General features: G+C 71.5%; 12 protein-coding genes. 9 read left to right on the forward strand and 3 right to left on the reverse strand.

Translation table 11 applies throughout. The features are described from left to right. Positions 1–22: 22 nt before the first annotated feature. The 9 genes from ACWF9Z_RS13340 to ACWF9Z_RS13380 all read left to right on the forward strand — a co-directional run bounded on the left by ACWF9Z_RS13340 (position 23) and on the right by ACWF9Z_RS13380 (position 10,682). Positions 23–1,198 (forward strand): hypothetical protein, encoded by a 1,176-nt coding sequence (locus ACWF9Z_RS13340; RefSeq protein WP_453601259.1) that lies wholly within the window; start codon positions 23–25, stop codon positions 1,196–1,198. 137 nt (positions 1,199–1,335) lie between these two features. Further along, positions 1,336–2,595, forward strand: coding sequence for an amidohydrolase (locus tag ACWF9Z_RS13345; protein ID WP_453601426.1), 1,260 nt, complete (start codon positions 1,336–1,338; stop codon positions 2,593–2,595). Positions 2,596–2,867: 272 nt separating this feature from the next. Continuing rightward, positions 2,868–3,923, forward strand: coding sequence for a BMP family lipoprotein (locus tag ACWF9Z_RS13350; RefSeq protein WP_453601261.1), 1,056 nt, complete (start codon positions 2,868–2,870; stop codon positions 3,921–3,923). A 230-nt stretch (positions 3,924–4,153) separates the two neighbouring features. Continuing rightward, positions 4,154–5,842, forward strand: a complete 1,689-nt coding sequence (locus ACWF9Z_RS13355) for an ABC transporter ATP-binding protein (protein ID WP_453601429.1) — start codon at positions 4,154–4,156, stop codon at positions 5,840–5,842. Then, positions 5,839–6,954: an ABC transporter permease gene (locus ACWF9Z_RS13360; protein ID WP_453601264.1), complete on the forward strand. Its 1,116-nt coding sequence runs from the start codon at positions 5,839–5,841 to the stop codon at positions 6,952–6,954. The genes ACWF9Z_RS13355 and ACWF9Z_RS13360 overlap by 4 nt, the downstream gene beginning before the upstream one ends. Beyond that, positions 6,951–8,216: an ABC transporter permease gene (locus ACWF9Z_RS13365; protein WP_453601266.1), complete on the forward strand. Its 1,266-nt coding sequence runs from the start codon at positions 6,951–6,953 to the stop codon at positions 8,214–8,216. The genes ACWF9Z_RS13360 and ACWF9Z_RS13365 overlap by 4 nt, the downstream gene beginning before the upstream one ends. An 8-nt stretch (positions 8,217–8,224) precedes the next feature. After that, positions 8,225–8,617 carry a cytidine deaminase gene (locus tag ACWF9Z_RS13370; protein ID WP_453601268.1) on the forward strand — a complete coding sequence of 131 codons (393 nt, stop codon included), beginning with the start codon at positions 8,225–8,227 and terminating at the stop codon, positions 8,615–8,617. A gap of 100 nt (positions 8,618–8,717) precedes the next feature. Beyond that, positions 8,718–9,995, forward strand: a complete 1,278-nt coding sequence (locus ACWF9Z_RS13375) for a thymidine phosphorylase (RefSeq protein WP_453601271.1) — start codon at positions 8,718–8,720, stop codon at positions 9,993–9,995. A 96-nt stretch (positions 9,996–10,091) separates the two neighbouring features. Further along, entirely contained in the window at positions 10,092–10,682 is a 591-nt protein-coding gene (locus ACWF9Z_RS13380; RefSeq protein ID WP_453601274.1) for a Uma2 family endonuclease, read from the forward strand. Positions 10,683–10,953: 271 nt separating this feature from the next. On the opposite strand, the gene ACWF9Z_RS13385 is transcribed toward ACWF9Z_RS13380, so the two are convergent. The 3 genes from ACWF9Z_RS13385 to ACWF9Z_RS13395 are packed head-to-tail and all read right to left on the reverse strand — an operon-like array spanning position 10,954 to position 13,882. Next, on the reverse strand, positions 10,954–11,964 hold the full coding sequence (locus ACWF9Z_RS13385) for a sigma-70 family RNA polymerase sigma factor (protein ID WP_453601276.1): 1,011 nt from the start codon (positions 11,962–11,964) through the stop codon (positions 10,954–10,956). A 21-nt stretch (positions 11,965–11,985) separates the two neighbouring features. After that, positions 11,986–12,636, reverse strand: coding sequence for a hypothetical protein (locus ACWF9Z_RS13390; protein ID WP_453601279.1), 651 nt, complete (start codon positions 12,634–12,636; stop codon positions 11,986–11,988). 1 nt (position 12,637) lies between these two features. Then, complete coding sequence (locus tag ACWF9Z_RS13395; RefSeq protein ID WP_453601281.1) at positions 12,638–13,882, reverse strand: DUF402 domain-containing protein; 1,245 nt, start codon at positions 13,880–13,882, stop codon at positions 12,638–12,640. Positions 13,883–13,897 lie beyond the last annotated feature (15 nt).

A 13,897-nucleotide genomic window follows, 5' to 3' on the forward strand; every position in this document is an offset into this window, starting at 1 on the left:
TCCCCCTGACGAGGAGTACGCCGTGACACCCTCCGCCCTCACCCCAGCTCCCACCGCCACTCCCACCCTGGCTTTCGTGGAGAGCCCCGTCCAGCTCCTCAACGTCCTGGAGTGGGCGTACGCGCAACGCGGCGGGCGGCTCCTCGGGGCCGTCCCGCACCAGCCCGCCCGGGGCGGGGGAGCCGGCCCCCGGCCGGCCGCGCCGGCGGCGTCCCCGCCCGTGCGGATCGTCGTGCTCCCGCCCACCGACCCCATGTCCCGCGGCCAGTTGCGCCGCATGGCGGCCCTGGCCCGGGACGAGGGCCACGAGGTGCGGTGGCAGGAGGCCCGCGGGGGCCGCCTCGCGCCGCTGCGGGCGTTCGCCGCGCTCGCCCGCGACGTCCGGTCGGCGCGGCGCGTGGTCATAGGGGACCCGTTCTCCCGCTACGTCCAGCTCCTGCTCACCCTCGTCCGCGCCACCGAGCTCGTGGTGGTCGACGACGGCACCGCCACCATGGAGTTCGTCGCCCAGACGGCCCGCGGCGAACGGCTCGTACGCTGGCACCGGGCCGGCGGCGGGGGACTGCCGGGCCGGCTGCGGGAGCTGGCGTACGCCCCGGTCTCGGCGACCGCGCGGCGCCGCTTCACCCCGGCGGCCGGGAGCGGGTACGGCGTCGAGGTGTTCAGCTCGATGCCCGTCACCGCCCCGCACGCCGCCGTGACCGTCCGCCTCAACGACTTCGCCTGGACCCGGGCCCGCTACGGGCCGCCGCGTCTGACGAAGGGCACCGACCTGGTCGGGACCTCGCTGGTGGAGACCGGCGTGGTCGATCCGGACCGCTACCGGGAAGCGGTGTGCGCGCTGGCCGCCGAGCACGGGGCCACCCGCTACTTCGCGCACCGCCGGGAGTCCCCGGAGAAGCTGCGCGCGCTGAGCGAGGCGACCGGGCTGGAGATCGTCCGTCCGGACCTGCCGCTGGAGCTCGTCGCCCGGCGCGGACCGGTCGGGCGTACGGTCGTCAGCTTTCCGTCCACGGTCGTCCACACGCTGCCGTACGCCCTGGCCGGTACCGGTGTGACGGTGGCCGTATGCGATGTCGATCCCGGATGGCTCACGCAGGGCGCCTCGGCGCGGGCCCGCGGTTTTCTCGCCGGAGTCACGGACACGGCCCGGGACGTGCACAGACTTCCTGCTCAGACGGCTCCGGCGGCTCGATGAGCGCTCGAGTTTACCCGCGCTCACATCCCGTCATGCGTCCAGAGGCCGGGTTTCTTTCCCCTAACGGCATGAACTTTTGGTGATCTCCGGCCAGTTGAGGCACGGGTGCGCCTACCCTTCAACGGGTGAACCAGTTGATGTCCCGCGCGTCCCAGATCCCCCAGACCGCCGCGCCCGCCCGGCCCGAGCTGCCCGGCAAGCTTCCGGACCACCTGCGTGCCGAACTGATCGCCTTCCGCCGGGACTTGCACATGCATCCCGAGCTGGGACACCACGAGTTCCGCACCACTGCGGCGATCAAGGCCCGGCTGGAGAAAGCCGGCCTGAGCCCCAGGGTGCTGAAGTCGGGGACCGGCCTCGTCTGTGACGTGGGGACCTGGGACGGGGTCCGGCCCATGCTGGCCCTGCGCGCGGACATCGACGCCCTGCCCATCCCGGATGCCAAGACGCACGTCTCGTACCGTTCGACCGTCCCGGACCGCGCCCACGCCTGCGGCCACGACGTGCACACCGCCGTCGTCCTCGGCGCCGGCCTCGTCCTCGCCGAGCTCGACCGCCAGGGCGCGCTGCCCCGGCCCGTGCGGCTGCTCTTCCAGCCCGCCGAGGAAGTGCTGCCGGGGGGCGCCACCGAGGCCATCGACTCCGGGGTGCTGGACGGCGTCGGCAAGATCATCGCCGTGCACTGCGACCCCCGGGTCGACGCGGGCCGGATCGGCCTGCGCAGCGGGCCCATCACCTCGGCCTGCGACCGGCTGGAGATCGCCCTCGCCGGGCCGGGCGGGCACACCGCCCGCCCGCACCTGACCACCGACCTGGTGACGGCGGCCGCCCGGGTCGCCGTCGACCTGCCGGCCGTACTGGCCCGCCGCATGGACGCCCGCTCGGGCATGTCGGTCACCTGGGGCCGGATCGAGGCCGGCCACGCCTGCAACGTCATCCCGATGCACGCGGAGCTGTCCGGAACCGTGCGCTGCCTGGACCTGAACGCCTGGCACGAGGCCCCCGACCAGATCCACGCCGCCATCGACGAGATCGCCTCGCTGCACCGGGCCAAGTCGGAGATCACCTACGTGCGCGGGGTGCCCCCGGTCGTGAACGACCCGGTGGTCACCGAACTGCTCCGCGAGGCGATGGGCGCCCGGTGCGGCGCCGCGTCGGTCGAGGACACCGACCAGAGCCTGGGCGGGGAGGACTTCTCCTGGTACCTGGAGCACGTGCCCGGGGCCATGGCCCGGCTGGGGGTCCGCACGCCCGGGGACACGGCCAAGCGGGACCTGCACCGGGGCGACTTCGACGTGGACGAGACGGCGATCGGGGTCGGCGTGGAGTTCTTCACGGCCGCCGTGCTGCTGGACGGACGGGCGCCCGAAGCGCGCCGCGCCGGGCCGGCGAGCTGAGCTTCCCCCGCCGCCGGGCCGGGCTTCCCCGGTCGCCCGGCCGCTCGTTGGCCGAAACTTGTACAACATCGCGGGCCGCCGGGTCGGACGCGTCCAGCCCTTGGTACGCAAGGGCTGGGCGTGTCGCGAGTTACCGGTCGGTCACTGTCTGGTTCGCGACGATCCGGTAACGACTCATGAACGGGCCTTTAACTGACATCTACGCGCGTTACGATCGCCGCGAAACCAGCGCCGGTCGTGGCGCTTCGGTCAGGTTTTGAAGGAGCCTCCCCTTGCGCCGGATCACCAGGATCGCCACCGTGGGCGTCGCGTCCGCGGCGCTGGCCCTCTCGGCCACCGCCTGTGGCGGTAAGAAGTCCTCGGACAGCTCGTCCTCCTCCACCAAGGAGGCCAGCAGCGCCGCCATCGCGTACGACATCGGCGGGCGTGGCGACCAGTCGTTCAACGACGCCGCCTACGAAGGCCTCGCGAAGGCCGAGAAGGACCTGCAGATCAAGGGCGCCCAGGCGGAGCCCACCGATGGCGAGGGCGAGGCCGACAAGGTCCAGCGCCTCACCGAGCTGGCCCGCAAGGGCAACAACCCGGTCATCGGCGTCGGCTTCGCGTACGCGCCGGCCATCAAGAAGGTCGCCGAGAAGTTCCCGAACACCACGTTCGGCATCATCGACGACACCTCGGTGACCGCGAACAACATCGCCAACCTCGTCTTCAACGAGGAGCAGGGCTCCTACCTGGCCGGCGTCGCCGCCGCCAAGGCGTCCAAGACCGGCACGGTCGGCTTCATCGGCGGTGTCGAGGTTCCGCTGATCAAGAAGTTCGAGGCGGGCTTCACCCAGGGCGTCAAGGACACCAACCCGAACGCCAAGGTGCTCACCCAGTACCTGACCCAGCCGCCGAACTTCGACGGTTTCGCCAAGCCCGACCTGGGCAAGGCCGCCGCCGAGGGCCAGCTCGACAAGGGCGCCGACGTGGTCTACGCGGCCGCCGGTCTCGCCGGCTCCGGTGCCATCGAGGCCACCTCCGCCAAGGGCAAGTGGGCCATCGGCGTCGACTCGGACCAGTACAACCAGGCCGGTCTGGCGAAGTACAAGAACAGCATCCTGACCTCGGTCACCAAGGACGTCTCCGACTCGGTCTTCAACCTGATCAAGTCGGTCAAGGACGGCAAGCCCGAGACCGGTGAGGTCCGCTACGGCCTCGACGAGGACGGCGTCGGCCTGGCCGACTCCAACCCCGAGTACAAGAAGATGACCGACGTCATCGCCGCGGTGGAGAAGGCCAAGGCCGACATCATCGCGAAGAAGATCGAGGTCAAGACCGCTCCGTAAGGTGCCGTCCTGACATCTGGTCAGCGTGATCTCCGGGGTCCGGGAAGCGGTCTCTACCGCTCCCGGGCCCCGATACGTGTCACGTGGTTTCATGTGATCTTGTGGCCGGGTGGCCGCAAGTTTTCACTTCCGACAGTGCTACGCGCGTAGAAGCATCGTGGACGCGATACTTTCTCTCCCCCGCCCTGTCCTCCCTGCCTCCGCTCCTTCCGCGCCAAGGAGAGTGCGTCATCAACGCGTCCAGCCCGCCCCCCGCCGTAGAACTGCACGGCATCACCAAGCGCTTCCCCGGCGTCGTCGCCAACAAGGACATCGCGATCACCGTCCGCAAGGGCACGGTCCATGCCTTGATCGGCGAGAACGGCGCCGGCAAGTCGACCCTGATGAAGATCCTCTACGGCATGCAGAAGCCGGACGAGGGCACCATCGCGGTCGACGGGGAGCAGGTCTCCTTCAGCAGCCCCGGCGACGCCATCGCCCGCGGCATCGGCATGGTGCACCAGCACTTCATGCTCGCCGACAACCTCACCGTCCTGGAGAACGTGGTTCTCGGCGGCGAGAAGCTCTACGGCATCGGCGCCAAGGCCCGTAAGAAGATCAAGGAGATCTCGGACGCGTACGGCCTCGGCGTGCGCCCCGACGTCCTGGTCGAAGACCTCGGAGTCGCCGACCGGCAGCGCGTGGAGATCCTCAAGGTCCTCTACCGCGGAGCCAGGATCCTCATCCTCGACGAGCCGACCGCCGTGCTCGTGCCGCAGGAAGTGGACGCGCTCTTCGACAACCTGCGCGAGCTCAAGGCCGAGGGCCTCACCGTCATCTTCATCTCGCACAAGCTGGGCGAGGTGCTGAAGGTCGCCGACGACATCACCGTCATCCGTCGCGGCACCACGGTCGGCACCGCCGACCCGAGGACCGCCACCACCAAGCAGCTCGCCGAGCTGATGGTCGGCGCGGAGCTGCCCTCGCCGGAGACCCGCGAGTCGACCGTGACGGACGTCCCGATGCTGAAGGTGGCGGGCCTGACCCTCGCCGCGGGTGACTCCGTCATCGCCGAGCCGGAGGTCCTGTCGCGCCAGGCCCCGCAGGACTCCGCCCTGTACGAGCAGGTCGAAGCCGGCCGTCTCCTCCTGGACGACGTCAGCTTCACCATCCACAAGGGCGAGATCCTCGGCATCGCCGGGGTCGAGGGCAACGGCCAGACCGAGCTGATCGAAGCCCTCATGGGCATGAGCGCCGCCGACGCGGGCGTGATCACGCTGGACGGCCGGGACATCACCAAGGCCCCGGTGCGAGCGCGCCGCGAGGGCGGCATCGGCTACATCCCCGAGGACCGCCACCGCCACGGCCTGCTGCTGGAATCCTCCCTCTGGGAGAACCGCATCCTCGGCCACGTCACCGAGGCCCCCAACTCCAAGCGCGGCATCCTCGACCCGAAGGCCGCCCGCAAGGACACCGAGCGGATCGTGCGCGAGTACGACGTCCGCACGCCCGGCATCGAGGTCACCGCGGCCTCGCTCTCCGGCGGCAACCAGCAGAAGCTGATCGTCGGCCGCGAGATGAGCCACAACCCGAAGTTCCTCATCGCGGCCCACCCCACCCGTGGTGTGGACGTCGGCGCGCAGGCGCAGATCTGGGACGCGATCCGCGAGGCCCGCCGCGAAGGCCTGGCGGTCCTGCTGATCTCCGCCGACCTCGACGAGCTGATCGGCCTGTCCGACACCCTGCGCGTCATCTACCGCGGCCGCCTGGTCGCCGACGCCGACCCCGCGACCGTGACCCCCGAGGAACTCGGCACCGCCATGACGGGCGCCGCCTCCGGGCACATCGAAGGCCCCGCCGAAACCGCAGAAGCCACCGACAACCGCTCCGACGCCGGTACGGACGCCCGTACCGACTCTCCGGAGGACGAGGCCCGATGAAGAAATTCGACAAGGACCGGCTGCTCCTCGGTATCGCCGGACCCGCGCTCGCGCTGGTCACCGCCTTCGGGCTGACCATGCTCGTGCTGGGCGCGACGGGCATCAACCCGATCGAGCCCCTGCGCCTGATGGTGGAGAACGCCGGTTACGAGGACGTCCAGATCCTCATCGTGAACCAGGCGGGCACCTACTACCTGGCGGCCCTGGCCGTGGCCATCGGCTTCCGGATGAACCTCTTCAACATCGGCGTCGACGGCCAGTACCGCCTCGCCGCGATGATCTCCGCGGTGGTCGGCACGGCCGTGGCCCTGCCCGGTCCGCTGCACATCCTGCTGATCGTGGTTGTCGCCATGCTGACCGGTGCCTTCTGGGCCGGCATCGCCGGCGTCCTGAAGGCCAAGCGCGGGGTCAGCGAGGTCGTCTCCACGATCATGCTGAACGCCATCGCGACCAGCCTGATCGCCTGGCTGATCCTGCCGAAGAACCTCGGCATCCAGCCCGCGGGCTCGAACGACCTGACCACCGGCGATATCGCCTCCACCGGCTGGTTCCCGGCGCTCTCGCTCGGTGACGGCCTGGAGATCTACGGCTTCACGTTCGTCGCCTTCGCGCTGGGCATCGTCTACTGGTTCGGGCTGAACCGGACCCGCTTCGGCTTCGACCTGCGCGCCACCGGCGCCAGCGAGTCCGCCGCGCAGGCCTCCGGTGTGGACGCCAAGAAGATGATCATCACCTCGATGCTGATCTCGGGCGCCGTCGCCGGCCTCTCCGGCATGCCGCAGCTGCTGGGCGAGACCCACACGTACAACCTGTCCTTCCCGGTCGGCATCGGCTTCACCGGCATCACCATCGCGCTGCTCGGACGCAACAGCCCGGTCGGCATCTTCTTCGCCGCGTTCCTGATGGCCTTCATCGACAAGGCCTCGGCCTCGCTCGACCAGGCCGGGTACGCCAAGGAAATCGGCACGATCATGAAGGGCCTGATCGTGATCGCGGTCGTCGTGTCCTACGAGCTCGTCCGCCGCTACGGGATCCGGCGCCAGCAGCAGAAGGTCGGCGAGGAACTCGCCGCCGGCGGCGCCATCAAGACCGACAAGGAGGTCGCGGCGTGAGCACCAGTACCGTTTCCGCGACGAGCGCCGCCCCCAAGAAGCAGGGCGGCCGCAAGAAGCTCACCCTGCCCTGGATCATGCTGATGATCGCGGGCGGCCTCGCGCTGGTCTCGCTCGTCCGCCTGATCAGCGGCGCCGACGACCTGACCTCGGTCGGCCAGGTCTCCGGTGCGCTCTCCCTCGCCGTGCCGATCGGCCTCGCCGGGCTCGGCGGCCTGTGGGCCGAGCGCGCGGGCGTCGTCAACATCGGACTCGAGGGCATGATGATCCTCGGCACCTGGTTCGGTGCCTGGGCCGGCTACCAGTGGGGTCCGTGGACCGGCGTCATGGCCGGCCTGATCGGCGGCGCCATCGGCGGCCTGCTGCACGCGATCATCACGGTCACCTTCAACGTCAACCACATCGTCTCCGGTGTGGCCATCAACATCCTGGCGCTGGGCTTCACCCAGTACCTGTCGAACTTCACGTTCGCCGACGCCCCGGGCGGCTCCTCCAAGCAGTCCCCGCGCGTCGAACCGATCTACGAGATCACCGTGCCGGGGCTGTCGGACTGGATGGTGACGCTCCAGGGCAAGCACTGGTTCTTCGTCTCCGACCTCGCCGGCGTCATCGGCGGCCTGGTCACCGGCCTGTCGCTGCTGACCGTCGTGGCCCTGCTGCTGATCCCCGGCACCTGGTGGGTGCTGTGGCGCACCACCTTCGGGCTGCGGCTGCGCTCCTGCGGCGAGAACCCCGTCGCCGCCGAATCGCTCGGCGTCAACGTCTACAAGTACAAGTACATCGCCGTGATCGTCTCGGGCGCCTTGGCGGGCCTCGGCGGCGCGTTCCTCTCGATCGTGGCCAGCCCGATCTACCAGGAGGGCCAGACCGGCGGCCGCGGCTACATCGGCCTCGCCGCGATGATCTTCGGTAACTGGATGCCGGGCGGCATGGCGCTGGGCGCCGGCCTGTTCGGCTTCACCGACAGCCTCAAGCTGCGCGGTGGCGCCGAGAACGTCCACGCGATGCTGCTGCTCCTCGCGATCCTGCTCGTCCTGGTCGTCGCCTGGCAGCTCTACAAGAAGAAGTACGTCCAGGCCGGCGTCTCGGCGGTCTTCGCCGTGCTGCTGTTCGTCTGGTACGCGACCACCGACGCGGTGCCCAGCCAGTTCGTGGACGCCGCCCCGTACCTGACGACCCTGCTGGTGCTGGCGCTGTCCGCGCAGCGCCTGCGGATGCCCAAGGCGGACGGCCTGCCGTACCGCAAGGGCGAGGGCAAGTGAGCGGGCCCATGAGCACCACTGCCGACTGGGACGCCCTGCGCGAGGCCGCCCGGGACGCCATGTCCCGCGCGTACGCCCCGTACTCGGGCTTCCCGGTCGGCGTGGCGGCGCTGGTCGACGACGGCCGCACCGTGGTCGGCTGCAACGTCGAGAACGCGAGCTACGGCCTCGGCCTGTGCGCCGAATGCGGTCTGGTCTCCTCCCTCCAGGCCACGGGCGGCGGCCGGCTGACGCACTTCACGTGCGTGGACGGCAAGGGCGAGATCCTCGTCCCCTGCGGCCGCTGCCGGCAGCTGCTGTTCGAGTTCGGCGGCGCCGAACTGCAGGTGGAAACACCGCAGGGCGTCCTGCCGCTCTCCGCGATGCTGCCCCAGGCCTTCGGGCCGGACCATTTGAGATAACCGTGGTGACGGCCCTCCGCCCTGCCGGGCGGGGGGCCGCCGTCCTTCCCCACCGGGAACCCCTCTCCTCATCTCTATGCGCGTAGAAGGAAGCACTTCCATGGACGTCATCTCCGTCATCCGCACCAAGCGGGACCGCGGCGAACTGAGCCCCGAGCAGATCGACTGGGTCATCGACGCGTACACGCGCGGCGTGGTCGCCGACGAGCAGATGTCGGCACTGGCGATGGCCATCCTGCTGAACGGCATGAACCGGGCCGAGATCGCCCGCTGGACCGCCGCGATGATCGCGAGCGGCGAGCGCATGAACTTCGACTCCCTCTCCCGCCCCACCGCGGACAAGCACTCCACCGGCGGCGTCGGCGACAAGATCACCCTGCCGCTGGCCCCGCTCGTCGCCGCCTGCGGCGCGGCCGTCCCGCAGCTCTCGGGCCGCGGCCTCGGCCACACCGGCGGCACCCTGGACAAGCTCGAGTCCATCCCCGGCTGGCGCGCCCTGCTCTCCAACGAGGAGATGCTGCACGTCCTCGACACCACCGGCGCCGTGATCTGCGCGGCGGGCGACGGGCTCGCCCCGGCGGACAAGAAGCTCTACGCGCTGCGCGACGTCACCGGCACCGTCGAGGCGATCCCGCTGATCGCCTCCTCGATCATGTCGAAGAAGATCGCCGAGGGTACCGGCTCGCTCGTCCTGGACGTGAAGGTCGGCACCGGCGCGTTCATGAAGAACATCGAGGACGCGCGCGAGCTGGCGCGGACCATGGTGGGCCTGGGCACCGACTCGGGCGTCAAGACGGTCGCGCTGCTCACCGACATGTCCACCCCGCTCGGCCTCACCGCCGGCAACGCGCTGGAGATCCGCGAGTCCGTGGAGGTCCTGGCGGGCGGCGGCCCCTCGGACGTGGTCGAGCTGACCCTGGCCCTGGCCCGGGAGATGCTGGACGCGGCGGGCATCAAGGACGCCGACCCGGCGAAGGCCCTGGCCGACGGCTCCGCGATGGACGTGTGGCGCCGGATGATCTCGGCCCAGGGCGGCGACCCGGACGCGGCCCTGCCCGTGGCCCGCGAGCAGCACGTGGTCACGGCGACCGCCTCGGGCGTCCTGACCCGCCTCGACGCGTACGGGGTGGGCGTCGGCGCCTGGCGCCTGGGCGCCGGCCGCGCCCGCAAGGAGGACCCGGTCCAGGCGGGCGCGGGCATCGAGCTGCACGCGAAGCCGGGCGACACGGTCACGGCGGGCCAGCCCCTGATGACCCTGCACACGGACACCCCGGAGAAGTTCGGCTACGCCCTCGCGGCGCTGGACGGCACCTTCGACATCGCGGCGGCGGGCACGTCCTACTCCGCCACGCCGATCGTCCTGGACCGCATCGCCTGACCTGCGGCTTCCCCTTCGGGTGAACGGGACCGGTGGACGCCCACCGGTCCCGTTCTGCATGCTGGGATCGGTGACGAACCGAGTGAGGAGCACACCATGAGCGCACTCGCAGTCGAGCACCAGCCCCCGAGCGGTGACGACTGGGACTCGGTCGTCCGTCTCTGGGAGGAGATGGGCGTGCCGGAGGGCTGCAAGGTGGAGATCATCGAGGGGATCATCACCGTGGCACCACCGCTCGTCAACAACCACAACCTGATCGCTGTGTCGGTGCAGCGGCGCCTGTACAAGGCGATTCCTGACGACTGGGAGGTCTTCCAGACCCTGAACCTGGCCGTCCCGAGCCGCAGCGGCCTCTACATCCCGGACCTCGCGGTCGTACCGAGGGCGGAGGTCACCAAAGGGGAGAACTTCGTCCCCGCAGCTGCCGCAGAGCTCGTCGTGGAGATCACCTCGAGGTCGAACGCCGTCAACGACCGCGTCGGCAAACTCAAGGGCTATGCCGCCGCGGGTGTCCCGCTCTACCTCCTCATCGACCCGCACGCGACCGGCAGTCCCACCATCCACCTGTACGGCGAGCCCTGCGACGGGAAGTACCGCGTCCTGTCGGCGGCCAAGTTCGGCGAGGCCCTGCACCTGCCCGCGCCGTTCGACCTGACCCTCGACACCTTCGCCTTCCCCAGGCCGTGAGCGGCTCCTTCCGGCCCCACCGATGAGTTCCGGCGGGGCCGGGGGTCTTCCCCACGTGGAGACCAGAACCCTGACCCTGGAAGGGCCGGAGCCGGATACGGCCGAGCTGTGCGCGCGGGTGTCCGCGCTGTGCCGGGACGGGCCCGACGGGCTGGTGTGCGAGGCGACCGCGGTCGCAGCACCCACCCTCGCGACCGTCCAGGCCCTCGCTCGCGCGGCCCTGACCGCCCGGCGCCTCGGCGTCCCCTTCCGGGTGCGGGCCGCGCCCCCGCTACGCGCCCTGCTGCACCTCGTAGGACTCCTCGAGCTGCTCGGGGAGGCCGAAGAGCGGGAACCACCGGGAGGTGTCCAGGAACGCGTTGAGCCCGACGATCTTCCCGCCTGAGACCTCCAGCACCTGCAGCGCCCACGGGGTCCAGCCCGGCCGCCCGTCCTCGCGCGGCCGGTACTGGCCGAAGGCCGGCATGCCGTTCGCCGTGGTCGGGAGCAGGCGGGAGCCCTTGCAGCCGATGCCCTGGTTGAGGTGCCAGGCGGCGATGTCCTCGTGACCCCGCAGCCACAGGTCGAACGGCGGCATCGACAGCACCGCGTCCTCGTGCAGGAGGGTGGTGAGGCGGGTGATGTCGTACGCCTCGAAGGCGGAGAGGTACTGCTCCAGCAGCTTGGCCTGGTCGCCGTCCAGCGGGTCCGCGGCCTCGCTCTCGCGGATCCGGGTGGCGGCGAGCGTGGCCCGGGCCCGCTGGAGCGCGCTGTTCACCGACGCGACCGTGGTGTCCAGCAGCGTGGCCACCTCGTCGGCCTTCCAGGCGAGGACCTCGCGCAGGATGAGCACCGCCCGCTGCTTGGCCGGCAGGTGCTGGAGGGCCGCCACGAAGGCGAGCCGCACGGATTCCTTGGCCAGCGCCATCTCCGCCGGATCGGCGGTCTGCGGCAGCACCCGCCCGTCCGGGACCGGCTCCAGCCAGGTCACCTCGGGCCGCTCGTTGAGGACGGCGGAGGCCTGGTGCTGCGGGGAGGTGAGGTCCATGGGGCGGGCCCGCTTGTTCCCCGCGCTCAGCAGGTCCAGGCAGACGTTCGTCGCGATCCGGTACAGCCAGGACCGCAGCGAGGAGCGGCCTTCGAACGTGGCGAAGCTGCGCCAGGCGCGGACGTACGTGTCCTGCACCGCGTCCTCGGCGTCGAAGGAGGATCCGAGCATGCGGTAGCAGTAGCCGGTGAGCTCGACCCGGTACCGGCCGAGCGCCTCGTCCAGCTCCGGTCCGAGGTCGGTGCTTTCCGTCATGTCCGCTGATCCCCCTGGTAGTTACCGATAACGGGAACCTACCCGAGGGGTCTGACACCCGCAGCCCGGCACGCGACCCGCCCCTGCGCGGCGCGGCGTTCGCCTGAGCAGATCGGCAGCAGGGAGGCGGCCCGGGCACCGGCGAGCAGGCGCGTCAGCTCCGCACCCGGGATCGTACGGCGAGGCCCCGACCGGCTCCGCGAAGAGCCCCAGCTCCCGGGTGCGGGCCACGGCGCCCGGGCAGGGGGCGCGGGTGGTGACGTAGACGTACTGGTCCCAGCCGGTCTCCACGGCGAAGCCGTCCTCCGTCTCCAGGCCGCACCAGACGCTGCTGCCGCCGAGCATGCGGCGCAGGAGTTCCAGCGCGAGCGGCAGCGCGACGACCGCGCCGTCGTGGAAACCCGTCAGGTCCGCGGGGAACAGGCCCTCCAGGGGGTGCTCCCGCGCCGCCGGGCCCGGACGGAAGGGCAGGGAGCCGCCGCCGATCCCCGGGTCCCGCACGGCGAGCCGCTCGACCCCGCTCTCCTCGGCGAACGCCCGGACGGCCGCCAGGTACGCGGCGTCGACCGGACCGTGGTCGCTGTCGGTGTCCAGCGGACCGTGATAGGTCCCGTCCGGGGCCCGGTCGGCGGGGTCGTACTTGGTCACCCGGTACGCGTGGGCCGGCGACACGTCAGGCCCCTTCTTCCGTTTCGTACGGCGCGATGCTCCAGCGCAGGACGCTCTCGCCCGCGCGCTCCTCCAGCGTGACGGGGTGGACCCGCCCGTACGCCCGCTCCCCGCGGTGCCGCATCGAGTGGTCCCCGCCGTCCCAGCCGAGGCCCAGCACCCGGCAGCCGCCGAGCTCGACGGCACCGGCCCGCAGCGCGTGGTCCCGGCCCGCGCGCCGCAAGCGGGCGGCCGGCCCGTCCGCGGACTCGCCGTCCAGCCCCTCGAAGCCCTCCAGCGCCAGGGCGTCGCCCAGGACCGTGCCGCAGCGGTCGACGGGGAGGCCGCCGAGCACCACGGGCCCGTCCCCGTGGGCCGCGCGGTCCCAGGGAAGGCCGAGGGAGACCTCGAGGACCGAGACCACCGGCCTGCCGTCGAAGGGGGAGGGGGAGGTCCGGGCCCGTACGGGCAGCGGCCGGCCGGCGGCGGCCGGGACGGCGACGGCCTCGTATCCCCACGACGCGGGCGCGTCTGCCTCGCCGTCGTGGAGGTGACCGCCGCCGGCCGCCGCCGCGGCGACGGCCCGCTCCGACCGGGGCGGGCCCCCGTCCGGCCGGTGACCGTTCCAGCCCGCCGTGCCCAGGAGCAGCACCCCCGAGGGTGCGGTCACCGATCCCAGGGGCAGCTCCGGGAGTTCCGGGAGGGCCCAGGAGGCGGGCGGGCGGAAATCGCACCACGTGCCGTCGAAGGGGTAGGTGGCCGTTTCGACGAGCTCCGTGACGCGCACCCCCTCCGCACGGATCCCGGCGGCCTCGGCCGCCGTCCAGTACACGGGGTGGCCGGTCTTCTCGGCGAAGGACTCCTCGTCCTTCCAGGCCCACGCGCGATCCGGGGCCACCGTGATGTCCAGCTCCTGATCCGTGACGTGGACGTCCGCGCCCTCGCGCCGACGGGACTCCAGGTTGACGTACCAGCCGCGGAACTCCTGCTCCTCGGTGAACGTCCACCACACCGCGTGCCCGGCCCCGGCCGGCTGGAGGATCAGCGCGCCCCCGCGCCGCCACCGGCTCGGCCGCAGCGGGTACGAGCCGCCCGGCGGCAGGTCCCGCAGGTGCGCGCCCGGCGGGAGGGCGGCGCGCCAGACCGGGGTGCCCGGGGCGATCCACAGCAGCAGGCCCCCGGCTCCGTCGGCGCGGTCCTCCACGACGCGGGCCGGACAGATCATGCTGACCGTGTCACCGAGGATCAGGTGAAAGTTGACTATGGGCATGACCGGCGATCATGC

Source organism: Streptomyces sp. NPDC054961 (assembly GCF_053609145.1).

Coding starts and splice junctions, on each gene's coding strand:
- ACWF9Z_RS13345 (WP_453601426.1), top strand. CDS start 1,336: ATGTCCCGCGCGTCCCAGATCCCCCAGACCGCCGCGCCCGCCCGGCCC.
- ACWF9Z_RS13360 (WP_453601264.1), top strand. CDS start 5,839: ATGAAGAAATTCGACAAGGACCGGCTGCTCCTCGGTATCGCCGGACCC.
- ACWF9Z_RS13370 (WP_453601268.1), top strand. CDS start 8,225: ATGAGCACCACTGCCGACTGGGACGCCCTGCGCGAGGCCGCCCGGGAC.
- ACWF9Z_RS13375 (WP_453601271.1), top strand. CDS start 8,718: ATGGACGTCATCTCCGTCATCCGCACCAAGCGGGACCGCGGCGAACTG.
- ACWF9Z_RS13380 (WP_453601274.1), top strand. CDS start 10,092: ATGAGCGCACTCGCAGTCGAGCACCAGCCCCCGAGCGGTGACGACTGG.
- ACWF9Z_RS13385 (WP_453601276.1), bottom strand. CDS start 11,964: ATGACGGAAAGCACCGACCTCGGACCGGAGCTGGACGAGGCGCTCGGC.
- ACWF9Z_RS13395 (WP_453601281.1), bottom strand. CDS start 13,882: ATGCCCATAGTCAACTTTCACCTGATCCTCGGTGACACGGTCAGCATG.